The organism is Pseudomonas sp. GL-B-12 (genome assembly GCF_019955895.1).
In the GTDB taxonomy this organism is placed as follows: domain Bacteria; phylum Pseudomonadota; class Gammaproteobacteria; order Pseudomonadales; family Pseudomonadaceae; genus Aquipseudomonas.
This window is the reverse complement of record NZ_JAHBCX010000055.1, coordinates 100,715-124,746: the sequence shown is the minus strand read 5'-3', so window position 1 is coordinate 124,746 and position 24,032 is coordinate 100,715. Positions and strand designations below refer to the sequence as shown.

Sequence of the window (24,032 nt, the reverse complement as noted above, 5' to 3'; positions counted from 1 at the left end):
GTTGAATTTCGATCCAACCATCTACAAGAATTTTTCCTGCTCTTTGCACTCAGTCTCGGCCAGGGTTCTTCCTGAGTCGCAGTTATCTTTGTTCAAGGAGTTACACCATGTCTAATCGCCAAACCGGTACCGTTAAGTGGTTCAACGATGAAAAAGGCTTCGGCTTCATCACTCCACAATCCGGTGACGACCTGTTCGTTCACTTCAAAGCTATCCAGTCCGACGGCTTCAAAAGCCTGAAAGAAGGCCAACAGGTTTCTTTCATCGCTACCCGCGGTCAGAAAGGCATGCAAGCTGAAGAAGTTCAAGTTATCTAACTTGTACTTGCTTTAGTAAAAAGCCCCGCCCTCAACAGCGGGGCTTTTTTGTGGGCGAGTGTTTTGTCCACGCAAAAAAAGATCGCCGCCTTCGACAGCTCCCGGGTTGCCCCTGCAGGAGCTGTCGAAGGCGGCGATTTTCCGATTTGCTTACCAGGTCACGCCAAACCCTGCGGTGTAGCGTGTCTTGTCCAGATCCGCATCTTCGGTGCCGCTGATGATATCGCGCTCCGCCTTCAGGTTCAGCGAAGCCCAGTCAGTCACCTTGTAGCGCAACCCCATCTCGGCATCGAGCGCGTAGTCGGCCACATCCGACAGCGGCTTGCCGACCTCACCATTGGTGAAGAACTCGACACGCTTGCCGACCAGGTAGCGGTTGTAGTCCCACTTCATGGCCAGGGCGTAGAAATTGTCCTTGCTGCCATCGGAAAATTCATAGTCCGTGCGGTTGATCAGCGAGCCCAGGGAGAACGCCCCGAGTTCGTTATCCCAGAACTGATAGCCGGGACCGGTACCGACCGTGCGTTGCCGGGAAAGGTCTTCGACCTTGTCGCGCTTGTAGACCAGGCGCCCCTGCCAGAACCATTGCTCGGTCAGGAATCGGTCGATGGAATACTCCGCCCGCCAGTTGTCCGTGGTCACCACGTCGTCCTGGAACTCACGGTTGTATTCACCTTCAGCGGTGTGCCGCCAGCGACCGTGTCGCGCACTGGTCTTGAAATCGATGTCGTAGTCATCGGTGTCGTTTTCCGCCCGCTGATAATCCAGCGCGATATCGACATTGCCTTTCCACACCAGATCCTCGACCACCGGTTTTGGCTTGAGAATCTGCTGAATGCTTGCCAGCTCGACCGTCTTCGGTGCCTCGCCGTTGGCCAGCGTGACCTTGCCGGCGTCCGCCGCTTTCAGTGACTTGGCTTTCTCGCCACTGTAGGCATCCTGTTTGACCAGCAACTCCTGATCGCTGTCCAGGGTCTTGACCTGTTTCCAGTCGATCGTCACCGCACCGGCGTACTCGGTCTGGATCAGCAGCTTGCCGCCATCGAACAGCGTGATTTTGCCGCTCAGCTTGTCTCCGTTCTTCAACCACACGGTATCGGCAAGCAAGGGAGTGGAAGCACCAAGGGCAGCGAGACACAGCAGGGATCTGGACAACATAAGCAAAATACGGGCTCAGGCTTGCGAGAAAAGTCGGCATTATCCGTAGGAACAAGGCCCTGACAAGGACTGACCCGACTATTTCTGTTGAGTTCATTTCTCAACTTCCTGTGCAGGAATTACTCTACAGACGTAAAGCAAACTTCTTCAGGACTGACGGACGTGACCGATCCAACCGATGAATCCGAGAGTGCAGCGCAAATCCGACGCACGGCGCTGTATTTGACACTTGCCCAAGTACCGGAGGGCAAAGTCGTCAGCTACGGCCAACTGGCCGAGCTTGCAGGACTGGGTCGCGCCGCTCGCTGGGTCGGCCGCACCCTCAGCCAATTGCCGAGCGACAGCAAATTGCCCTGGCACCGTGTTCTGGGCGCAAACGGGCGTATCAGCCTGCCGGTGGGCAGCCCTTCGGGTGATGAGCAGCGCGCACGATTACGCATGGAGGGCATCAGTATCCTGAATAATCGTGTTGATATTCAGCGCCATGGCTGGCGTCCGGTAGAGCACAGCGGTTAGAGTGCGCGCTTTGTTTCCGTATTTCTTGAGGCAGACTCCAGCCCATGCCCCGTAAAACCTGGCGCGCCGCGCTCGCCGCTTATGCCAGCCCTTCGACACTCGTGCTGTTGCTGCTTGGTTTCGCCGCCGGCCTGCCCTACATGCTGGTGTTTTCGACGCTTTCGGTCTGGCTGCGTGAAGCCGGCGTGGCGCGTGAAACCATTGGCTATGCAAGCCTGATTGGCCTGGCATACGCCTTCAAATGGGTCTGGTCACCCTTGCTCGACCAATGGCGACTGCCATTGCTCGGCAAACTCGGTCGACGACGATCCTGGCTCGTGCTGTCCCAGGCACTGGTCATCCTTGGCCTGATCGGGATGGGTTTCTGCGACCCGCAAAAGCATTTGTCCTGGCTGATTGCCATTGCCGTCGTCGTCGCTTTCGCATCAGCGACGCAGGACATTGCGGTAGACGCCTACCGCCTTGAAATCGCCGAAGACAATCGTCAGGCCGCACTGGCCGCCAGCTACATGTCCGGTTACCGGGTCGCTGCGCTGCTGGCCACTGCAGGCGCGCTGTACTTCGCCGAAGGCTTTGGCTCCACCGGCTTCAACTACAAGCATTCGGCCTGGGCCGGCACTTACATCCTGTTCGGAGTGCTGATGGTCCCGGCACTGCTGACCTCCATGTTCATGCGCGAACCACCCGTGCCGTTGCGCACGCAACTGCAGGCCGGGCGCTACAGCTTCGTGCATCAACTGGCCTCGGTGTTCGTGCTGATCATATTGCTGGTGTCCGTGCCGGCCATGTTCACCCAGCTCTACAACACCGACTTCGCCAGCGTACTGTTCCAGGGCGTGAGCCTGCTTGACCTGTTGCTGGAGGACCGCGCCTTCCTGCGCGCGATTCTCTACACCACCCTCACCGCCCTGTGCCTCTCGGCCATGGGCCGTCGAGGCCTGGCGCCAGTGCTGACACCGGTCAACGACTTCATCCTGCGATACCGCTGGCAAGCGCTGCTGCTGCTTGGCTTGATCGCCACTTATCGGATGTCCGATACGGTCATGGGCGTGATGGCCAACGTGTTCTACATCGACCAGGGCTTCACCAAGGACCAGATCGCCAGCGTCAGTAAAATCTTCGGCCTGATCATGACCTTGGTCGGCGCTGGCATGGGCGGCCTGCTGATCGTGCGTTTCGGCATCCTGCCGATCCTGTTCATCGGCGGTGTCGCATCCGCGGCGACCAACATCCTGTTCCTGATGCTCGCCGACATGGGCCCCAACCTGAACATGCTGGTGCTGACCATCTCCCTGGACAACTTCAGCTCAGGCCTGGCGACCTCGGCCTTCGTGGCCTACCTGTCGAGCCTGACCAACCTCAAGTTCTCCGCCACCCAATACGCCCTGCTCAGCTCGATCATGCTGTTGCTGCCACGCCTGATTGGCGGCTACTCCGGGGTCATGGTGGAAAAATTCGGTTACCACGACTTCTTCCTGATTACCGCCCTGCTGGGCATCCCGACCCTGCTGTTGATCGCCTTGCACTGGTTCCAGGAGAACCGCCGCGCAGGCCCGACACCGACACCGGAACCAGTGCAGACCCCGGTAGCCGAAGAATCGTAGGCTCTTTACGCAGGAAGAATCGCGGAGGGCCGAGTGAATCGCGCCCTCCTGCCACACTACCGACCGCACGCCTGTACGCCAGCGGAACTCGCCCGTACAATGCTCCGTCATTTCTCGTCATCAGCAATCGATAACGGCCAACCATGCGCACCAGTCAATTTTTGCTCGCCACACAAAAAGAAACGCCTTCCGACGCGGTCGTGATCAGCCACCAGCTGATGCTGCGCGCCGGCATGATCCGCAAACTCGCCTCGGGCCTGTACACCTGGCTGCCGATGGGCTTGCGGGTAATGCGCAAGGTCGAAGCCGTCGTTCGTGAAGAAATGAACGCCGCCGGCTCTCTCGAAGTGTTGATGCCGAGCACGCAACCGGCTGAGCTGTGGCAGGAATCCGGGCGTTGGGAAGAGTACGGCCCTGAATTGCTGCGCTTCAAGGATCGCCACGGTCGCGACTTCTGCGCAGGCCCGACCCACGAAGAAGTCATCACCGATCTGATGCGCAACGAATTGAGCAGCTACAAGCAGCTGCCAATCAACCTGTACCAGATCCAGACCAAATTCCGTGACGAAATCCGCCCACGTTTCGGCTTGATGCGCGGCCGCGAATTCATCATGAAGGACGCCTACTCGTTCCACGCTGACCAGCCTTCGCTGCAGGTCACCTACGACCGCATGCACCAGGCTTACTGCAACGTATTCACCCGTCTGGGCCTGAAGTTCCGCCCTGTTGATGCCGACAACGGATCCATCGGCGGCGCCGGTTCCCACGAGTTCCACGTGCTGGCCGAGTCCGGTGAAGACGATATCGTTTTCAGCAACGGCTCCGACTACGCCGCCAACATCGAAAAAGCCGAAGCCGTGCCGCGCGAAACCTCGCGTGCCGCTGCGACTGAAGAACTGCGCCTGGTCGACACGCCGAACGCCAAGACCATTGCGCAACTGGTTGAAGGCTTCAACCTGCCGATCGAGAAAACCATCAAGACCCTCGTGGTGCACGCAGAAGAGAAAGGCAAGCTGATCGCCCTGATCATCCGTGGCGACCACGAGCTGAACGAAATCAAGGCCGCCAACCAGCCAGGCGTTGCCAGCCCGCTGGTCATGGCCTCGGAAAGCGAACTGCGCGAGGCCATTGGCGCCGGTGCCGGTTCCCTCGGCCCGTTGAACCTGCCGCTGCCGATCATCATCGACCGTTCGGTCGAGCTGATGAGCGACTTCGGCATCGGTGCCAACATCGATGACAAACACTACTTCGGTGTGAACTGGGAGCGCGACCTGCCTGTTCCGACCGTTGCCGACCTGCGCAACGTCGTGGCCGGCGACCCGAGCCCGGACGGCAAAGGCACCCTGGAGATCAAGCGCGGCATCGAAGTCGGGCACATCTTCCAGCTGGGCAACAAGTACAGCAAAGCGATGAAGTGCGAAGTGCTGGGCGAGAACGGCAAGCCGGTCACCCTGGAAATGGGTTGCTACGGCATCGGCGTGTCCCGCGTAGTGGCGGCTGCCATTGAGCAGAACAACGACGAAAACGGGATCATCTGGAGCGACACCCTCGCGCCGTTCCAGATTGCCCTGGTGCCACTGCGCTACGAAACCGAACAGGTTCGCGAAGCCACCGACAAGCTGTACGCGGAACTCACCGCTGCCGGCTTCGAAGTGCTGCTGGACGACCGCGACAAGAAAACCAGCCCGGGCATCAAGTTCGCGGACATGGAGCTGATCGGCATTCCACACCGGATCGTGGTCAGCGACCGCGGCCTGGCCGAAGGTAACCTGGAATACAAGAGCCGTACCGAGGCCGACGCCCAAGCGCTGCCGGTCGCCGACGTGCTGTCGTTCCTTCAGGCCCGCATCCGCCGCTGATAGCAGATATAGAGACGTCATGTTCAAGCGAAACACCTTAGGCCTCGGTGGTGCCGCCTTGTGCGGCGCACTACTGGTCAGCGGCTGTGCCAACCACATGTCGCAACGCAGCGAGCAAGAGGAACGGGTCGAGCGCAAATTGCTCGATCACAGCCTGCAGATCGATGTAGGTGAGCCCAAGGTGCTTGAGCTGCCTCAACGGCGGGTGAAAATCCACGAGCAGAAGACTTTCGAAGTCACCGAGTACGAAGTCACGCGTCATTACGATCGCTATACGCCGTACCAACCCTGGCGGGAGATTTACGAAATTCCGCTGGGCGCGGTGGCCGTGGTGGCGGGTATCGGTGCCAATGTGGTCAACGTGCTCGCCCTCGGCAATCTACCGGACAGCGTGACCAAGGACTGGCTGAGCTACGGTTTCGCCGGGCTCAACCCGTTCATGAACGTGCAGTCCCACGGCCGCGCGCAGCAAAACCTGGCCGGTATTGGTGAAGTCCAGCGCGACAAACGCACGGAGTACTCAAGCCTGCCTTGGAGCGAGCGTCCGGTCGAGGTCAAGGCCGGCAAGGAAACCTTCGAACTTACCACCGACAAAAACGGCATATTGCGCCTGAATCTGTTGGACAGCCCGTTCGCCGAACATGACATCAATCATCTGAGCCGGTTGCTGATCCGTGTAGAGGATGTCCAGGGCAACGTGCACAACGATTCCACCCTGGTCATCAGCAGCAACTTGCGCAGCAAGCTCTATGAGGCCCACGGGTTGATTTATGACGATCTCGAAGGTGACGAAGTCAATCAGTGGGTCCACCGGGTCAAACGCCTGTCGGAGTTGGGTCTTGAAGAAGAAGCCAGCGAACTGGAACAGAGCCTGATCGAACTGACACGCAATGATCCCGAGTTGCAGACTGAGTTTCTGAAGTCGCTGGCTCAGAATGGCGAGCGACTGGTGGCGAATCCGGGACTGAATTAACGGCTAAAGGCATCGCGAGCTTGCTCGCGATGGCGCCCTCACATTCATCACCCGACTACCGCTCAAACAACTCCATCTGCTCGAACCCGCCCCGCAAGTCCTCCAGCCGCACGCCGACGCCCAATAACCGCACCGGTTTTCCGCCGCGATTGAAAGCCTGGGCCAGCATCAACTGATAACTCCCCAGATCCCGCCCTGCCCCGGCCTGCTCCAATGTAGTCTGGGTGAAGTCATGGAATTTCACTTTGACGAATGGCTTGCCCGGACGATAACTGCTGTCGATTCGTGCCATACGACCCGCCAGGGTCTCCAGCAGCTCGGGCAATTTATCCAGGCAGCTCTTCAGGTCCGGCAGGTCAACGTCGTAGGTATTTTCAACACTGATCGACTGACGACGACTGTCGTTGTGCACCTCACGCTCATCGATCCCACGGGCCAGGCTCCAGAGTCGCTCGCCAAAGCTGCCGAATTCACGCACCAGCGCCAACTTGTCCCACTCGCGCAATTGCAGGCAATCGATGATCCCCAGCTTGCCGAGTTTGTCGGCAGTGACTTTGCCAACCCCGTGCAATTTGCTCACCGGCAAGCCACTGACAAAGTCTTCGACCTGGTCCGGAGTGATGACGAACAGGCCGTTGGGCTTTTTCCAGTCACTGGCGATCTTGGCCAGAAACTTGTTCGGCGCCACGCCCGCCGACACAGTGATATGCAACTGGTTGGAGACCCGGCGCCGGATGTCCTGGGCAATTCGCGTTGCACTGCCACCGAAATGCGCACTGTCCGACACATCGAGGTACGCCTCATCGAGCGAGAGCGGCTCGATGATCTCGGTGTAATCGCGAAAGATCGTGTGAATTTCCCTGGACGCTTCTCTATAGGCATCCATGCGTGGCTTGACGATGGTCAGGTCCGGGCACAGCTTCAAGGCATGCCCGGAGGACATCGCCGAACGCACCCCGTACGCTCGCGCCTCATAATTGCAGGTGGCGATCACCCCGCGCCGATCCGCCGCCCCACCTACCGCCAGTGGTTTACCGGCGAGGCGTGGGTCGTCGCGCATTTCGATGGCTGCATAGAAGCAGTCACAATCGACGTGGATGATCTTGCGTTGAGTCATAGCAAAGCCGTGTTCATGGCAAAGAAAAGGCGTCATGGCGTGCCGGACAAACAGTATCTCACCGACACCTGTATATAGCACCAGTAGTCTGAATGTTCTTTTCCAATCGTAGGAAGAGTCGATTGTGAATTTATTTTTTCAATCGAAAAATTACTTTCAATAGACGCGCAGGCCTTGTCCTGCCTGCCTCACAGACCGGTCGACCTCCCCTTTTGAACGCTAACCGATTGAACGGGAAGAGGTTTTGTCGGAATTGGAGGTTGACACCCGAGCGCATCTCTATAGAATGAGCCACACAGACGCGGGATGGAGCAGTCTGGTAGCTCGTCGGGCTCATAACCCGAAGGTCGTCGGTTCAAATCCGGCTCCCGCAACCAAACATCAAAAAAGGCTACTCGAAAGAGTGGCCTTTTTTGTGCGCGCTCGTTTTGTAGGGCCGAACACCGAAACAAGGCCTGGACGCTCAACGATTCCGAAACCGGAAATCGTTCTGATTCCGAAACTTTGGCCATCCCTGCGACCGCTTGCCGCAATTCAACGTTTATTTGACCTGGTTCAGGATTAACGGTTGACACCCCGGCATTACTCTATAGAATGCCGCCACACAGACGCGGGATGGAGCAGTCTGGTAGCTCGTCGGGCTCATAACCCGAAGGTCGTCGGTTCAAATCCGGCTCCCGCAACCAAACATCAAAAAAGGCTACTCGAAAGAGTGGCCTTTTTTGTATCTGTTGAAAAAGTCCTTTCGCAACAATGACCTGTCACTGTGAAGCAAGCCGTTTGGGGGGGCACCCATGCGCCGGGTTCAGACTATGCTCTATTGCAGGCTGAAGCCTTCACGACTGATGACGCGCCGTCCCCATTGCCCGGTGATTGGCGTTAATATTTGTGATTATTTTTTTCTGCAGGGATTGGTAACTTGGCTGGATACCCCCATCCTGTCGCGCACAATCCAAGAGGTGATTGATGCGCGCCAACTCGTCTGATTCACAAGACACTGTCACAGCGACACAACCGATCAATGCTGAGCGCCTGCGCCTGCTTGATCGATTGAGCAAATACCGTCAACCCATTGGCCTGGCGGTCACCCTGCTGTTGTTCGCGATCGCGCTGATTGCCTGTCGCCACCTGTTGAGCGAACTCGACCTTTACGCGCTGCACGACTCGATCCTCGACGTTCCGAAACCCGCTTTGATGGGCGCACTGGCTGCAACCGTGGTGGGCTTTATCATTCTGCTCGGCTATGAATGGTCGGCTAGCCGCTATGCCGGGGTGAGCCTGGCACCGCGCACGTTGGCGCTGGGTGGTTTCACGGCCTTTGCCATCGGCAACGCCATCGGTCTTTCAATGTTGTCGGGCGGCTCGGTTCGCTATCGCCTCTATGCCCGTCATGGCCTGGGTGCGGCTGAGGTCGCCCGCATGACGCTGTTCGCCAGCCTCTCGCTGGGTTGCGCCCTGCCGCCGCTGGCCGCCCTGGCGACGCTCAGCGACCTGCCAGCCGCGTCCACCGCCCTGGGGCTCTCAGAGACGTTGCTGGGCGTGGTGGCGAGCGCCGTGCTCGTGCTGTTTTCGGTACTGACCATCGGCATCTACCGTCGTCGGCTGCCGGAACAGCCTTACCCGGACAACCTGCTGGTCAAGGTCGGGCGCCGCACCTTGCGTCTACCCGGACGTCGCCTGACGTTCCTGCAATTGATCATCACCGCCCTGGACGTAGCGGCCGCCGCGACCGTGCTCTATCTACTGCTGCCGGAGACGCCACCCTTCGGCGCGTTCCTTCTGGTTTACCTGCTGGCTCTGGCCGCCGGCGTGCTCAGCCATGTGCCGGGCGGTGTCGGGGTGTTCGAGGCCATTTTGCTGGCGGCGTTTTCCGACACCTTGGGTGCTGCGCCACTGGCGGCCGCCCTGCTGCTCTATCGCTTGATCTACGTCGTCCTGCCCTTGCTGGTGGCCTGCCTGCTGTTGCTGATCAACGAAGGCCAGCGCCTGTTCCAGACACGCCAGACGTTGCGCGCGGCCTCAGGCCTGGCGGCTCCGATACTGGCGGTGCTGGTATTCCTGTCCGGCGTTGTCCTGCTGTTCTCCGGCGCCACTCCGGAAATCGATACCCGCCTGGAACACATCGGTTTTCTGATCCCTCATCGACTGGTCGATGCCTCGCACTTCGGTGCCAGCCTGGTCGGCGTTCTTTGCCTGCTGCTGGCCCAGGGGCTGCGTCGCCGGCTGTCGGCCGCGTGGATGCTGACCACCATTCTGTTGCTGGTCGGTGCCCTACTCTCACTGCTCAAAGGCTTCGACTGGGAAGAAGCCAGCCTGATGGTGCTGACGGCGAGCCTGCTCGGGGTATTCCGCCGCTCGTTCTATCGCCCCAGCCGCCTGACCGAAGTACCGTTCTCGCCGTTGTACCTGGTGGCCAGCCTGTGTGTGCTCGGGGCGTCGATCTGGTTGCTGCTGTTCGCCTATCAGGACGTGCCGTACAGCCACCAACTCTGGTGGCAGTTCACCCTCGACGCCGATGCTCCTCGCGGCCTGCGTTCGCTGCTCGGGGCTGCCGTGCTGCTGGTGGTGGTATCGCTGACCTGGCTACTGCGCACCGCGCGTCCGGTCATTCACCTGCCGACGCCCGACGAACTGGAGCGCGCCAGCAAGATCCTCATGGCTTCGGCTCAACCGGATGGCGGCCTGGCCCTGACCGGTGACAAGGCGCTGCTGTTTCACCCCAATGACGAAGCGTTCCTGATGTACGCCCGTCGCGGCCGCAGCCTGGTGGCACTATATGACCCGATCGGCCCGGGCCAGCAACGGGCGGAAATGATCTGGCAGTTCCGCGACCTATGCGACATCCACCACGCCCGTCCCGTGTTCTATCAAGTGCGCGCCGAGAACCTGCCGTACTACATGGACATCGGCCTGACCGCGATCAAGCTCGGCGAAGAAGCCCGGGTCGACCTCAAGCGTTTTGATCTCGAAGCCAAGGGCAAAGAGATGAAGGACCTGCGCTACACCTGGAACCGTGGTACTCGTGACGGCCTGTCCCTGGAAATCCATGAGCCGGGCCACGCGCCGATGGATGAGCTCAAGGTGATTTCCGATGCCTGGCTGACCGGCAAGAACGTCCGGGAGAAAGGCTTCTCGCTGGGCCGCTTCAGCGATGACTACCTCAAGCACTTCCGCATCGCGGTGATTCGTTTCGAAGGACGCCCGGTAGCGTTCGCCAACCTGCTCGAGACCTACGGCCATGACCTGGCCAGCCTCGACCTGATGCGTGCACACCCGGACGCCCCGAAGCTGACCATGGAGTTCATGATGGTCGGCCTGATTCAACATTATAAAAACCATGGATACGCGCGCTTCAGCCTGGGCATGGTGCCGTTGTCGGGGTTGCAACCCCGTCGCGGCGCGCCATTGACCCAGCGTCTGGGCTCGATGGTATTCCGCCGTGGTGAGCAGCTGTACAACTTCCAGGGCTTGCGCCGCTTCAAAGACAAGTTCCAGCCTGATTGGGAACCCCGTTATATGGCCGTGCCCGCCGGACTCGATCCGCTGGTTGCGCTGGCCGACACTGCTGCCCTGATCGCGGGCGGCTTGACCGGATTGGTGAAACGCTGATGATTCAACGCTCCTTGCGGTATGTATTGGGCACGCTGGTGATAGTGGCCCTGATTCTCGGTGGCGGTTACTGGTACCTGAAACGCCCGGCACCGGAACCGACCCTCGAATTGCTGACCCCGGCCGATGGTGCGGCGATGACCCGCGTCATCCCCGGTACCACGCCACGCGCCCAGGTGCTGGTGGCGGTCAACGAAGACCAGAAGCTCAGCGACAAGCAATTGATGACCCTGAGCCGCAGTGGCGCGGCGCAGATTGTCCAGGTGATCCTGCCCAAGGACTGCCTGCTGCAAAGCCGCGCCCTGCAATCGGGCCTGCGAGAACTCAAAGGCCCGGCGACCCTGGTCAGCGGCATCGGCCCTGGCGCCGTGCTGGCCTGGCGCTGGTTGTCCGAGCAGAAGAATGACAAGGCCCAGGCCATCTCGGTCGACCTGGCCCTGGAAAAGGGCGGCTGCACTCACCTGCTGCCGAAAAGCGCTGCCCACGGCCACTGGCTGGTCGCGTGGAACGACAACCCGGACGACACCAGTGCCGGCTTCGTGCGTGATCAACCGAACGCCGAAACCAGCATCAGCGACTACGACATCAACCTGCCGCAAGTGTTGAACAACGAACTGCGCAAGATCCTCGTCGGTGGCGACAAAGCCGCTGGCGGCCTGCAGATCCCGGTGGTCGAAGTGCCAGCAGGCCAGGCCAGGGACACCGTAACCCTGTTCCTGTCCGGTGACGGCGGCTGGCGCGACCTCGACCGCGACGTGGCGGGCGAGATGGCCAAGATCGGCTACCCGGTGGTCGGCATCGACACCCTGCGCTACTACTGGCAGCACAAGAGCCCGGAGCAAAGCGCACTGGACCTGGCTGAACTGATGCAACACTACCGGCAGAAATGGGGCACCAAGCGCTTCATCCTGACCGGTTACTCGTTCGGCGCCGACGTACTGCCGGCGATCTACAACCGTCTGGCCGAGTCGGAGCAGCAGCGCGTCGACGCCATTATCCTGCTGGCCTTCGCCCGTACCGGCAGCTTCGAGATCGAAGTCGAAGGCTGGCTCGGCAACGCCGGCAAAGAAGCCGCCACTGGCCCGGAAATGGCCAAGCTGCCAGCCGCCAAAGTGGTGTGTATCTACGGCGCGGAAGAAACCGACGAGAGTGGCTGCACCGACAAGACGGCGGTGGGCGAAGCCATCAAGCTGCCTGGCGGCCACCACTTCGACGAGAACTACCCGGCGCTGGCCAAGCGCCTGGTGGATGTGATCGAGAAGCGGCAGGCGAAGGAAGCCGAAGCGACCGCTCAGGAATGATCCGGACCCGCTGAACAAGAGCCCTCGCTACTTCACGGTAGCGGGGGCTTTTTTCATTCCAGCACTCACCACACATCTCCTGTGGGAGCGGGCTTGCTCGCGAAGGGGGCGTGTCAGGCGATATAGATGTATCTGACACACCGTTTTCGCGAGCAAGCCCGCTCCCACACTGGATCTTCATAGTCTTCCAGTTTTGTACTCGCCCACAAAAAAGCCCCCGCTGCCGTGATGGCAACGGGGGCGTTTTGATGGGACTTACATCTCCACCTGTGTCCCCAACTCAATCACCCGGTTCAGCGGCAGATTGAAGAATCGCAAATTGCCGTTGGCGTTCTGCAACATGAAGGCAAACAACCCTTCGCGCCAACGGGCCATGCCTTCGAGCTTGGAGGCAATGACCGTCTCGCGACTGAGGAAGTAGGTGGTACGCATCGGGCTGAAATCCAGTTCATCGAGGTGGCACAGTTTCAGCGCCTGCGGTACATCCGGCTCATCGGTGAATCCGAAATGCAGGATTACGCGGAAGAAACCTTCGCCGTAGGAGTCGACCTCGAAGCGCCGTTGTAGTGGCACCCGCGGGATGTCTTCGTACACCACCGTCAACAACACCACTTGCTCGTGCAACACTTGATTATGCAGCAGGTTGTGCAACAACGCATGGGGCACGGCATCCGCCCGCGCTGTCAGGAACACGGCGGTGCCCTGAACTCGATGGGGCGGTTGTACAGCAATGCTGCTGATGAAGATCGGCAGCGGCAATCCACCCTCATCGATGCGCTCGACAAGCAACTGCTTGCCGCGCTTCCAGGTAGTCATCAACACAAACAGCACAATACCGGCGATCACCGGGAAAGCCCCGCCTTGGACGATTTTCGGCACGTTGGCGGCAAAGTACAGGCCGTCCACCAGCAGGAAACCGAGCAGCACCGGAACGGCGAGAAGCGGTGGCCATTTCCACAACAGCAATATCACGGCCGACACCAGGATGGTGGTCATCAGCATGGTCCCGGTCACCGCCACACCGTAGGCCGAGGCCAGGGCACCGGAGGATTCGAAACCCAGCACCAACAGCACCACGCCGACCATCAGCGCCCAGTTCACCGCGCCGATGTAGATCTGGCCCTGTTCGGCACTGGAGGTGTGCCGGATGTGCATGCGCGGAATGTAACCGAGCTGGATCGCCTGACGGGTCAGGGAGAACGCACCGGAAATCACCGCTTGCGAGGCAATCACCGTGGCCAGGGTCGACAAGCCGACCAGCGGGATCAATGCCCAGCTGGGTGCAAGCAGGTAGAACGGGTTACGGGCTGCTTCCGGGTCACCCAGCAACAAGGCACCTTGACCAAAATAATTGAGCACCAGCGCCGGCAGCACCAGGAGAAACCAAGCGCGAGCAATCGGCTTGCGACCGAAGTGGCCCATGTCCGCGTACAGCGCTTCGGCACCGGTCAATGCCAGTACTACAGCGCCGAGAATTGTCACGCCCATGCCCGGGTGGTCGATGAAGAAGCGCACGCCCCACACCGGGTTCATCGCTTCCAGGACCTCTGGATGCTGGCTGATGCCATAGACGCCCAATGCACCCAGCACAAGGAACCAGGTGACCATGATCGGCCCGAACAGAATGCCGATGCGCGCCGTACCGTGACGCTGGATCAGAAACAGCGCGACCAGCACCACCAGCGACAGCGGCACGACCCAATGGTCGATGCCTTCGAAGGCCAGCCCCAGGCCTTCAATCGCCGACAGCACGGAAATCGCCGGGGTAATCATGCTGTCGCCATAGAACAACGCCGCGCCGATCAGTCCGCAGACCACCAGCAACATGCGCAATTTCGCGTGCCCCGCCGCCGCCCGCCGGGCCAGTGCGGTCAAGGCCATGATCCCGCCTTCGCCCTGGTTGTCGGCGCGCAGTACAAACATCATGTACTTGATCGACACGACCCAGATCAGCGACCAGAAAATGAGTGCCAGAATCCCCAGCACCCCGTCATGGTTGACCGGTACGCCGTAGCCTCCGGAAAACACTTCCTTGAGGGTGTACAACGGACTGGTGCCGATATCGCCATAAACCACCCCGACTGCCGCGACCAGCATGCCGATCGGCTTCACCGCCGAATGCTCGGCACCTGCAGCCTGACTACTTGCCTGACCCATCCACCACTCCTACTTCCCAGACCCGGCTTCTTTGAAGAAGCACTATGCTTTGTCGTGCAGCATGCGCTGTTTTACTTCACGTTACAGACGTTTTGTTGACTGTAAAAAATTGGTAAAGCCCAACGGCGCGAAGCATAGCGCAGCACTCGTCGTATTTCCCTGCATAAAGCTGGTCAAGTGAACGACTCATCGCTAGAATTGCGCACTTTTTGATCAGAGGCGCAGTTCAAGCGCCCGTCCGTCGGTTTTGCCCTGCCCGGCAAGCGGCGTCACAAAATACCGAGGTTAGACATGTCCACCACTCCTGCGCCGGCCAATCCAAAGGTTGGCTTCGTATCCCTGGGTTGCCCCAAAGCACTGGTCGACTCCGAGCGCATCCTTACCCAGCTGCGCATGGAAGGCTATGACGTGGTGTCCACCTACCAGGACGCCGACGTCGTGGTAGTCAACACTTGCGGCTTCATCGATTCGGCCAAGGCCGAGTCCCTGGAAGTGATCGGCGAAGCCATCAAGGAAAACGGCAAGGTCATCGTGACCGGCTGCATGGGCGTCGAAGAAGGCAACATTCGCAACGTACACCCGAGCGTGCTGGCCGTGACCGGTCCGCAGCAGTACGAGCAAGTGGTCAATGCCGTGCACGAAATCGTGCCGCCGCGCCAGGATCACAACCCGTTGATTGACCTGGTGCCGCCACAAGGGATCAAGCTGACCCCGCGCCACTATGCGTACCTGAAGATTTCCGAAGGCTGCAACCACAGCTGCAGCTTCTGCATCATCCCGTCGATGCGCGGCAAACTGGTCAGCCGTCCGGTGGGCGACGTGCTCGACGAGGCACAGCGCCTGGTCAAGTCCGGCGTCAAGGAGCTGCTGGTGATCTCCCAGGACACCAGCGCCTACGGCGTCGACGTGAAATACCGCACCGGTTTCTGGAACGGCGCGCCGGTGAAAACCCGCATGACCGAACTCTGCGAAGCCCTGAGCACCCTCGGCGTCTGGGTTCGCCTGCACTACGTTTACCCGTACCCGCACGTTGACGAGCTGATCCCGTTGATGGCCGCTGGCAAGATCCTGCCGTACCTGGACATCCCGTTCCAGCACGCCAGCCCGAAAGTGCTGAAGTCGATGAAACGCCCGGCCTTTGAAGACAAGACCCTGGCGCGGATCAAGAACTGGCGCGAAATCTGCCCGGACCTGATCATCCGTTCGACCTTCATCGTCGGCTTCCCGGGCGAAACCGAAGAAGACTTCCAGTACCTGCTGAACTGGCTGACCGAAGCCCAACTCGACCGCGTCGGCTGCTTCCAGTACTCGCCGGTAGAAGGCGCACCGGCCAATGACCTGGACCTGGAAGTCGTCCCGGACGACGTCAAGCAGGACCGCTGGGAGCGTTTCATGGCGCACCAGCAAGCCATCAGCTCGGCGCGCCTGCAAATGCGCATCGGCCGTGAGATCGAAGTGCTGGTCGATGAAGTCGACGAGCAAGGCGCAGTGGGCCGCTGCTTCTTCGATGCCCCGGAAATCGACGGCAACGTATTCATCGACAACGGCAGCAACCTCAAGCCGGGCGACAAGGTCTGGTGCAAAGTGACCGACGCCGACGAATACGACCTGTGGGCTGAACAGATCTAAACGCAAAAAATACGCAAAGCCCCGCTCTCTTGACGAGATGCGGGGCTTTTTTACGGCTATCGTTTGAGGTTGAAAGGATTCACATCACTCACGCATTAGGGGCAGACAGGCATGCGTCAGCATTCGGTCATCCACACGCCGAAACTCGGCGACTACGAAGAATTGACCCGGGTCTGGGAGGCCTCGGTACGCGCCACCCACGACTTTCTGCCAGACAGCTATATCGAACTGCTGAAAAACCTGGTGCTGACCCGCTACCTCGACTCGGTGATGCTGATCTGCACCAAGGATTCGAGCCAGCGCATCACCGGGTTCGCCGGCGTCGCGGCCGGCAAGATCGAAATGCTCTTCATCGACCCGGACCATCGCGGCCAGGGCCTGGGCAAGAAACTGTTGCGCTATGCCCTGGAACACCTGAACGCCGATGAACTGGACGTCAACGAACAGAACCCGCAAGCCCTCGGCTTTTACTTCAAGCAGGGCTTCGAGGTCATTGGTCGCTCGGAGGTCGATGGCATGGGCCAGCCGTATCCGTTGTTGCACATGCGTATGCGTCAGGCTGAAAAACTCACGCGCAATGGCTGATACACCATAAAACCAAAAAACCATGTACTGAAATGGAACCGGGATTAACCGGCGCCAGGCAGGTACAATGCCCACCCCCTTTTTGTTACGGCCCTGACATGACTGACCCGATTCGTCTCTCCAAACGCCTCATCGAACTCGTCGGCTGTTCCCGTCGGGAGGCTGAGCTGTTCATCGAGGGCGGCTGGGTCACCGTCGACGGTGTGGTCATCGACGAGCCGCAATTCAAGGTCGACACCCAGAAAGTCGAGCTTGATCCCGAAGCCAAGGCCACTGCACCGGAACCGGTGACCCTGCTGCTGAACGTGCCAGCCGGCATGGACGCAGACACCGCCATGGCCACCCTTGGCGCCGAGACGCTGAGCGAAGAGCACCGTTACGGCAAGCGCCCTTTGCGCGGGCACTTCCTGCGCCTGACTGCCAGCACCGACCTGCAGGCCAACGCCAGCGGTCTGCTGGTGTTCACCCAGGACTGGAAAATCCTGCGCAAACTCACCGCCGACTCCAGCAAGATCGAGCAGGAGTATGTGGTCGAGGTTGAAGGCGAGATGGTGGCTCACGGCCTGAACCGCCTGAACCACGGCCTGACCTACAAGGGCAAGGAGCTACCGGCGGTCAAGGCCAGCTGGCAGAACGAGAACCGCCTGCGCTTTGCCATGAAGAACCCGCAACCGGGCATCATCGCCCTGCTCTGCCAGGCGGTCGGCCTCAAGGTCGTCGCCATCCGTCGCATCCGCATCGGCGGCGTGTCCATCGGCAAAGTGCCGCTGGGGCAATGGCGCTACCTGTCCGGCAAAGAGAAGTTCTAAGGCTTTTCTCGCCGCCACACATTTCGGCGCCGCGCCTGGCCGCGACGCTCACAGCTGAATATCAGGACTGCACACATGATTCATAACGACGTACTGCGCAGCGTGCGCTACATGCTCGACATCAGCGACAAGAAAGTCATCGAGATCATCAAGCTCGGCGGCATGGACGTGACCCTGCCGGACCTGCTGACCTACCTCGACAAGAAAGAGGAAGACGAGGAAGGTTTCGTACGCTGCCCGGACGAAGTCATGGCGCACTTCCTCGACGGCCTGGTGATCTTCAAGCGCGGCAAGGACGAAAGCCGTCCGCCGCAGCCGATCGAAGTGCCGGTGACCAACAACATCATCCTGAAAAAGCTGCGGGTGGCGTTCGAGCTGAAAGAAGACGACATGCACGCGATCCTCAAGGCCGCCGAGTTCCCGGTGTCCAAGCCTGAGTTGAGCGCACTGTTCCGCAAGTTCGGCCACACCAACTATCGCCCGTGCGGCGACCAGCTGCTGCGCAATTTCCTCAAGGGCCTGACCCTGCGCGTTCGCCCGCAATAAAGGCCCGCCGGCCTTGAGCTGCATGCATGCAGCTCAAGGCCGGGCCATATAGCCCCTCATTCCGCGCAAAAATAGTGGCTCCGCTTCTGGCGGCTGACGACTAGGGTGTAAAGACCTCAGTTCTCAGGATTCGCCATGCATCCCTACTTTTCCCTGCAAGGCCGCACCGCCCTGGTGACCGGCGGCACCCGTGGTATCGGCAAGATGATCGCCAAGGCCTACGTCGAGGCCGGCGCCACCGTGTACGTCTGCGCCCGAGACGTCGAAGCCTGCCAGCAAACCGCTGACGAACTCGGTGCACTTGGCCGCTGCCGCGCCATCGCGGCGAACCTCGCCACCGAAGAGGGCGTCCTGCAACTGGCCACGCGCCTGGGCGAGCAGATCACTCATCTGGACATCCTGGTAAACAATGCCGGCACCACCTGGGGCGCACCGCTGGAGAGCTACCCGATCAAGGGTTGGGAAAAAGTCATGCAGCTCAATGTGACGTCGGTGTTCAACTGTATTCAGCAGTTCCTGCCCCTGCTACGCAAGGCCGGCTCGGCGCAGAATCCGGCGCGGATCATCAACATCGGATCGGTGGCCGGGATTTCCTCCTTCGGCGAGCAGGCGTATGCCTACGGGCCGAGCAAGGCTGCGTTGCACCAACTGTCGAGAATTCTGGCGCGCGAACTGGTGAGCCAGCACATCAACGTCAACGTGATCGCCCCGGGGCGCTTTCCGAGCAAGATGACCCAGCACATTGGCAATGATGAACAGGCGCTGGCGCAGGATACGGCGTTGATCCCGATGAAGCGTTGGGGGCGCGAGGAAGAGATGGCGGCGCTGGCGATCAGTCTGGCGAGCACTGCCGGAGCCTATATGACCGGAAATATTATTCCTTTGGATGGCGGATTCAGTCTCTAGATCGGCGGTGCGGCCATCGCGGGCAAGCCACGCTCCCACAGGAATTGTGGTAGACCACAAAATCTGTGGGAGCGGGCTTGCCCGCGAAGAGGCCGGGGCAGTCACCACCTGACTTGGGCTGGTCGGGTTATCATGCCCACCCTCTTCCCGCCTCGACCCCAAACCATGACCTACAGCGTTTCCCCCATCGGCTTCGTGCGCTCCTGCTTCAAGGAGAAGTTCGCCATTCCGCGCCAACCGCAACTGGCCCCGGCCGCCCGTGGGGTGCTGGAACTGGTGGCACCGTTCGATCAAGGGGATGCGGTGCAGGGCCTGGAGCAGGTCAGCCACGTGTGGCTGCTGTTCCTGTTCCACCAGGCCCTGGAGGAAAAGCCTCGCCTGAAGGTCCGCCCTCCTCGTCTCGGCGGCAACAAATCCATGGGTGTGTTCGCCACCCGCGCCACCCACCGCCCCAATGGCATCGGGCAGTCTGTGGTGAAACTGGACAAGGTCGAAGCCGGCCGGTTGTGGATCTCGGGCATCGATCTGCTGGATGGCACGCCGATTCTCGATATCAAACCATACGTGCCCTACGCCGACATCATCGATACCGCCGTCAACAGCATCGCCAGCGCCGCGCCGCAGCTGATCCCCGTGCAGTGGGTGGACATAGCGCTGCAACAGGCTCACGAGCATGCCCAGCGCCTTGCAGAGCCTTTGGTCGAGTTGATCGAGCAATGCCTGGCGCAAGATCCGCGCCCGGCCTATCAAACGCCTGCACCCGAGCGGGAGTACGGCGCGCAATTCTGGGATGTCGATGTGCGTTGGCACTATCCGACACCGGAGCTGATCCGCGTGCTGGAAGTCATTCCCGCGAAAACCTGAACCCCGGAAACAAGAAAGCCCGCGTCACCTTCTCAGGTCACGCGGGCTTTCTTTGTGCTACGCAGCAACTGTAGGAGCTGGCTTGCCAGCGATGAACTCGAATACACCGCGTTTAACCGGTAAACACGCGTTATCGTTGACGACCATCGCGAGCAAGCTCGCTCCTACACGTGACCTGCGGTCACTTCTCGACGAATGCACGCTCGATCAGGTAATCACCCGGTTCGCGCATCCGCGGCGAAACCTTCAGGCCGAAGCTGTTCAGCACTTCGCTGGTCTCGTCGAGCATGCTCGGGCTGCCGCACAGCATGGCGCGGTCGTCCTGCGGGTTGATCGGTGGCAGACCGATGTCGCTGAACAGCTTGCCGCTGCGCATCAGGTCGGTCAGGCGACCTTCGTTCTCGAACGGCTCACGGGTCACGGTCGGGTAGTAGATCAACTTGTCACGCAGCGCGTCGCCGAAGAACTCGTTCTGCGGCAGGTGCTCGGTGATGAACTCGCGGTAAGCGACTTCGTTGACGTAACGCACGCCGTGGCACAGGATCACTTTTTCGAAACGCTCGTAGGTTTCCGGGTCCTGGATGACGCTCATGAACGGCGCCAGACCGGTACCGGTGCTGAGCAGGTACAAATGTTTGCCAGGCTTCAAGTCATCCAGTACCAGCGTGCCGGTAGGCTTCTTGCTGATGATGATCTCGTCGCCTTCCTTCAGATGCTGCAACTGCGAAGTCAGCGGACCATCAGGCACCTTGATGCTGAAGAACTCGAGATGCTCTTCCCAGTTCGGGCTGGCAATCGAGTAAGCGCGCATAAGCGGGCGGCCGTTGGGCTGTTGCAGGCCGATCATCACGAACTGACCGTTCTCGAAGCGCAGGCCCGGATCACGGGTGCACTTGAAGCTGAACAGAGTGTCGTTCCAGTGATGAACACTGAGGACACGCTCGTGGTTCATGTTGCTCATGTACGTGGGACTCCTGGAGATTTTGCCTGCGCCAGTGATATGCGCAATTGCATCGCATTCTAAAGGCAGAGACAATATCTGTTAAATGGATTATTAAGATAAGGGTTATCGGTTATATCGATATGCGATTTACTCTCCGTCAACTTCAAGTATTCGTCGCCGTCGCCCAGCAGGAAAGCGTATCCCGTGCTGCGGGCCTGCTCAACCTCTCGCAATCGGCGGCGAGCACCTCGATCACCGAACTGGAGCGCCAGTGCAGCTGCCAGTTGTTCGACCGTGCCGGCAAACGGTTGAGCCTGAACGCCCTCGGTAAACAACTGTTGCCGCAAGCGGTGGCGCTGCTGGACCAGGCCAAGGAAATCGAAGACCTGCTCAACGGCAAGTCCGGTTTCGGCTCGCTGGCCGTGGGCGCGACCCTGACCATCGGCAATTACCTGGCCACGTTGTTGATCGGCAGCTTCATGCAGCGCCACCCGGAAAGCCAGGTGAAGCTACATGTGCAGAACACTGCCAATATCGTGCAGCAAGTGGCCCACTATGAAATTGATCTGGGTCTAATCGAAGGCGACTGCAGTCACCCGGACATCGAAGTGCAAAGCTGGGTCGAGGACGAACTGGTGGTGTTTTGCGCCCCCCAGCATCCGTTGGCCAAGCGCGGCACGGCCACCATGGATGAGTTGAGCCACGAAGCCTGGATCTTGCGCGAACAGGGCTCAGGCACGCGGTTGACCTTCGATCAAGCCATGCGCCATCACCGCACTTCGTTAAACATCCGCCTCGAGCTTGAACACACCGAAGCGATCAAACGCGCAGTGGAATCAGGTTTGGGGATTGGCTGCATTTCCAGGCTGGCTTTGCGCGACGCATTCCGCCGCGGCAGCCTGGTGCCTGTCGAGACGCCGGATCTGGATCTGGCGCGACAGTTTTATTTCATCTGGCATAAACAGAAATATCAGACCTCGGCGATGCGCGAGTTCCTCGATCTGTGCCGCGCCTTCACCGCCGGGGTCCAGCGCAGCGACGAGATCGTGCTGCCGACGATCGCCTAGAGCAGAATCACCGCCCACACCAGGGCAATCATGCTCAATGCCACGGCCTGGGCGGCACTGCCCATGTCCTTGGCATTCTTGGACAGCGGGTGCCGCTCAAGGGAAATGCGGTCGATGGCCGCTTCCACTGCCGAGTTGAGCAACTCGACGATCAACGCCAACAGGCATACCGCGATCAACAACGCCTGTTCGACCCGGCTGACATTCAGGAAGAACGACAAAGGAATCAGGATGACGTTGAGCAATACCAGTTGCCGAAAGGCGGCTTCACCGGTGAAGGCTGCGCGCAGGCCGTCCAGCGAATAACCGGAGGCATTGAGGATTCGTTTCAGGCCGGTCTGGCCTTTGAAAGGTGACATAGAGTGGGCAACTGACAAAAAAGAAGTGGGAAAGCTAGTTCAATCAAAGTCAAAAAAGCGTGAAGCCGCCAGCCCTTTAATGGCTGGAAATTGACTCAAGTTGTTGCAAGAGCAGCGCGGCCTGGGTCCGGGTCCGCACATTCAGTTTACGGAAAATCGCGGTCACGTGCGCCTTGATAGTCGCCTCGGAAACACTCAGCTCGTAGGCGATCTGCTTGTTCAGCAAGCCTTCGCAGACCATGGTCAGCACGCGAAATTGTTGCGGCGTCAGACTGGCAAGGCCTTCGCTGGCCGCCTTGGCCTCATCCGAGACGCTGACCGCTTCGAACGCTTGTGGCGGCCAGAACACGTCGCCATCGAGTACCGCACGCACGGCTTTCTGGATCACACTCAAGTCGCTGGATTTGGGAATGAAGCCACTGGCGCCGAATTCACGAGACTTGACCATGATGGTCGGCTCTTCCTGGGCCGAGACCATGACCACTGGAATCTGCGGGTACTGGCCGCGCAGCAGGACCAGCCCGGAAAAACCGTAGGCCCCCGGCATGTTCAGGTCCAGCAGTACCAGATCCCAATCGGATTTTTCCGTCAGACGCACTTCCAGTTCGGCGATGCTCGCCACTTCCACCAGACGGACATTCGGGCCAAGGCCCAGGGTCAGCGCTTGATGCAAGGCACTACGAAAAAGTGGGTGGTCATCGGCAATCAGGATTTCGTATGTGGCCATTTTTCAAATGATCCTGTTTTTCATGGGACGCCCGATGCATTCGGACCTCGCCAAAGCAAGTCAAGACACAGCCACGGAGCTGCACTGACAAGGCACGCTCAACGCAAGAAACCGCGTTGCAAATTTCGGCCGCACCCTAATCGGCGCCAAGCATGCCCAGCGAAGCCGGGGTGGTCAAGCAGCATGGCCAGTACACTTTATTGCAGTATGCGCGACAATCAGTCCATCAATGGGGTGACCGACCGGACATAGGGCATCAACTCGGCGTGCGCCGGGGTCGAAACGTTCATGTCCAACTGGTGTTTGGCGTCGAGGTAATGCTGGCTGAACACATCAAAGTAGGCATCCAGCGCCGATGCTGCGGCAACATCGCCTGCAAGGTCGAGGCACAGCGCCGCCACTTCCGCCGTGCACAGATGTTCGCTGCGGGTCGAGCGGCGCAACCGGTAGCGGGAGAGTTTCTCTGGCAGCAGACTGAGGATCGGCAATCGGTCGAAATAGGGGCTCTTGCGAAAGATCTTCCGCGCTTCAGTCCAGGTCGCATCCAACAGAATGAACAACGGGCGCTTCGTGCCATCGACGTCCACGCTGTTTGTCACGCGCTCGGGCTCGACGTACTCACCCGGAAACACCAGGTAAGGCTGCCATTGCGGGTCGGACAACAGTGCCAGCAACTTCGGATCGATCTCGGTACGGGACCAGATGAAGGCATGGTTGTCAGGCACCACGTCGGCGATCAGCCAACCGGTGTTGCTCGGCTTGAACACTTCCTTGTTGGTCATGATCAGGCACACGCCGGAGCGGGTAGCGACCTGCGGACGCCAAGCACACAGGCAGTGGCTCTCGATCACCCGGCAGTCACGGCAGCGCGGCGCGCGCCAGCCGCGGGCCTGAATCGGCTTGATGCCTTCCTCCTCGCGCTGATCGCGCAAGCGGGCTACGGCATTCAAGGCAAAGCGCGCGGGGGTATGACTCATAATGGGCAA

Annotated in this window: 21 protein-coding genes and 2 tRNA genes; 16 read left to right on the top strand and 7 right to left on the bottom strand. The window is 59.8% G+C overall.

The annotated features are described in order from the left end of the window. Positions 1–107 precede the first annotated feature (107 nt). On the top strand, positions 108–317 hold the full coding sequence (locus KGA85_RS25965) for a cold-shock protein (RefSeq protein ID WP_002554837.1): 210 nt from the start codon (positions 108–110) through the stop codon (positions 315–317). A 150-nt stretch (positions 318–467) separates the two neighbouring features. Here the strand turns inward: KGA85_RS25965 and KGA85_RS25960 are convergent, their stop codons facing one another. Then, entirely contained in the window at positions 468–1,475 is a 1,008-nt protein-coding gene (locus tag KGA85_RS25960; RefSeq protein WP_223458907.1) for a DUF481 domain-containing protein, read from the bottom strand. A 162-nt stretch (positions 1,476–1,637) separates the two neighbouring features. On the opposite strand from KGA85_RS25960, the gene KGA85_RS25955 reads away from it, so the two are divergent. The 4 genes from KGA85_RS25955 (at position 1,638) to KGA85_RS25940 (ending at position 6,427) form a co-directional block, all read left to right on the top strand. Then, positions 1,638–1,991 (top strand): MGMT family protein, encoded by a 354-nt coding sequence (locus tag KGA85_RS25955; protein WP_150727643.1) that lies wholly within the window; start codon positions 1,638–1,640, stop codon positions 1,989–1,991. Positions 1,992–2,035: 44 nt separating this feature from the next. Beyond that, on the top strand, positions 2,036–3,595 hold the full coding sequence (locus tag KGA85_RS25950; protein WP_223458905.1) for an AmpG family muropeptide MFS transporter: 1,560 nt from the start codon (positions 2,036–2,038) through the stop codon (positions 3,593–3,595). Positions 3,596–3,738: 143 nt separating this feature from the next. Then, a complete protein-coding gene (locus KGA85_RS25945; RefSeq protein ID WP_223458903.1) occupies positions 3,739–5,454 on the top strand; it encodes a proline--tRNA ligase in 1,716 nt (571 codons plus the stop codon). A 19-nt stretch (positions 5,455–5,473) separates the two neighbouring features. Then, the gene (locus tag KGA85_RS25940; RefSeq protein ID WP_223458901.1) at positions 5,474–6,427 is read left to right on the top strand and encodes a hypothetical protein; all 954 of its coding nucleotides are present in this window, start codon (positions 5,474–5,476) and stop codon (positions 6,425–6,427) included. Positions 6,428–6,482: 55 nt separating this feature from the next. Here KGA85_RS25940 and dinB read toward each other — a convergent pair whose 3' ends face one another. Then, positions 6,483–7,544, bottom strand: coding sequence for a DNA polymerase IV (dinB, locus tag KGA85_RS25935; RefSeq protein WP_223534234.1), 1,062 nt, complete (start codon positions 7,542–7,544; stop codon positions 6,483–6,485). A 300-nt stretch (positions 7,545–7,844) separates the two neighbouring features. Here dinB and KGA85_RS25930 point away from each other — a divergent pair. The 4 genes from KGA85_RS25930 (at position 7,845) to KGA85_RS25915 (ending at position 12,454) form a co-directional block, all read left to right on the top strand. After that, positions 7,845–7,921 (top strand) — tRNA-Met (locus KGA85_RS25930). A 232-nt stretch (positions 7,922–8,153) separates the two neighbouring features. Further along, positions 8,154–8,230: transfer RNA gene (locus KGA85_RS25925), tRNA-Met, on the top strand. 280 nt (positions 8,231–8,510) lie between these two features. Then, positions 8,511–11,153, top strand: coding sequence for a bifunctional lysylphosphatidylglycerol flippase/synthetase MprF (gene mprF / locus KGA85_RS25920; RefSeq protein ID WP_223458897.1), 2,643 nt, complete (start codon positions 8,511–8,513; stop codon positions 11,151–11,153). Continuing rightward, complete coding sequence (locus KGA85_RS25915) at positions 11,153–12,454, top strand: virulence factor family protein (protein WP_223458895.1); 1,302 nt, start codon at positions 11,153–11,155, stop codon at positions 12,452–12,454. The genes mprF and KGA85_RS25915 overlap by 1 nt, the downstream gene beginning before the upstream one ends. Before the next feature lie 255 nt (positions 12,455–12,709). Here the strand turns inward: KGA85_RS25915 and KGA85_RS25910 are convergent, their stop codons facing one another. Next, the gene (locus KGA85_RS25910; RefSeq protein WP_223458893.1) at positions 12,710–14,611 is read right to left on the bottom strand and encodes a potassium transporter Kup; all 1,902 of its coding nucleotides are present in this window, start codon (positions 14,609–14,611) and stop codon (positions 12,710–12,712) included. 291 nt (positions 14,612–14,902) lie between these two features. Between KGA85_RS25910 and rimO the strand changes: the two genes are divergently transcribed. The 6 genes from rimO to tsaA all read left to right on the top strand — a co-directional run bounded on the left by rimO (position 14,903) and on the right by tsaA (position 19,950). Then, the gene (rimO, locus tag KGA85_RS25905) at positions 14,903–16,240 is read left to right on the top strand and encodes a 30S ribosomal protein S12 methylthiotransferase RimO (RefSeq protein ID WP_223458891.1); all 1,338 of its coding nucleotides are present in this window, start codon (positions 14,903–14,905) and stop codon (positions 16,238–16,240) included. Between the two features lie 111 nt (positions 16,241–16,351). Further along, a complete protein-coding gene (locus tag KGA85_RS25900) occupies positions 16,352–16,825 on the top strand; it encodes a GNAT family N-acetyltransferase (protein ID WP_102702689.1) in 474 nt (157 codons plus the stop codon). Positions 16,826–16,923: 98 nt separating this feature from the next. Then, entirely contained in the window at positions 16,924–17,634 is a 711-nt protein-coding gene (locus tag KGA85_RS25895; protein WP_223458889.1) for an rRNA pseudouridine synthase, read from the top strand. Positions 17,635–17,709: 75 nt separating this feature from the next. Then, entirely contained in the window at positions 17,710–18,180 is a 471-nt protein-coding gene (locus KGA85_RS25890; RefSeq protein WP_046816549.1) for a DUF1456 family protein, read from the top strand. Positions 18,181–18,315: 135 nt separating this feature from the next. Continuing rightward, positions 18,316–19,086, top strand: coding sequence for an SDR family oxidoreductase (locus tag KGA85_RS25885; RefSeq protein WP_223458887.1), 771 nt, complete (start codon positions 18,316–18,318; stop codon positions 19,084–19,086). Between the two features lie 165 nt (positions 19,087–19,251). Next, positions 19,252–19,950 (top strand): tRNA (N6-threonylcarbamoyladenosine(37)-N6)-methyltransferase TrmO, encoded by a 699-nt coding sequence (gene tsaA / locus KGA85_RS25880; protein ID WP_223458886.1) that lies wholly within the window; start codon positions 19,252–19,254, stop codon positions 19,948–19,950. Between the two features lie 181 nt (positions 19,951–20,131). On the opposite strand, the gene fpr is transcribed toward tsaA, so the two are convergent. Further along, the gene (fpr, locus tag KGA85_RS25875) at positions 20,132–20,911 is read right to left on the bottom strand and encodes a ferredoxin-NADP reductase (RefSeq protein ID WP_008054100.1); all 780 of its coding nucleotides are present in this window, start codon (positions 20,909–20,911) and stop codon (positions 20,132–20,134) included. A gap of 122 nt (positions 20,912–21,033) precedes the next feature. Between fpr and KGA85_RS25870 the strand changes: the two genes are divergently transcribed. Further along, positions 21,034–21,960 carry a LysR family transcriptional regulator gene (locus KGA85_RS25870; protein ID WP_046041182.1) on the top strand — a complete coding sequence of 309 codons (927 nt, stop codon included), beginning with the start codon at positions 21,034–21,036 and terminating at the stop codon, positions 21,958–21,960. Here KGA85_RS25870 and KGA85_RS25865 read toward each other — a convergent pair. The 3 genes from KGA85_RS25865 to KGA85_RS25855 all read right to left on the bottom strand — a co-directional run bounded on the left by KGA85_RS25865 (position 21,957) and on the right by KGA85_RS25855 (position 24,023). Further along, positions 21,957–22,319 (bottom strand): diacylglycerol kinase, encoded by a 363-nt coding sequence (locus tag KGA85_RS25865; protein WP_057716147.1) that lies wholly within the window; start codon positions 22,317–22,319, stop codon positions 21,957–21,959. The genes KGA85_RS25870 and KGA85_RS25865 overlap by 4 nt on opposite strands. Positions 22,320–22,395: 76 nt before the next feature. Continuing rightward, complete coding sequence (erdR, locus tag KGA85_RS25860) at positions 22,396–23,046, bottom strand: response regulator transcription factor ErdR (RefSeq protein ID WP_223458884.1); 651 nt, start codon at positions 23,044–23,046, stop codon at positions 22,396–22,398. 218 nt (positions 23,047–23,264) lie between these two features. After that, on the bottom strand, positions 23,265–24,023 hold the full coding sequence (locus KGA85_RS25855; RefSeq protein ID WP_223442813.1) for a tRNA-uridine aminocarboxypropyltransferase: 759 nt from the start codon (positions 24,021–24,023) through the stop codon (positions 23,265–23,267). Positions 24,024–24,032 lie beyond the last annotated feature (9 nt).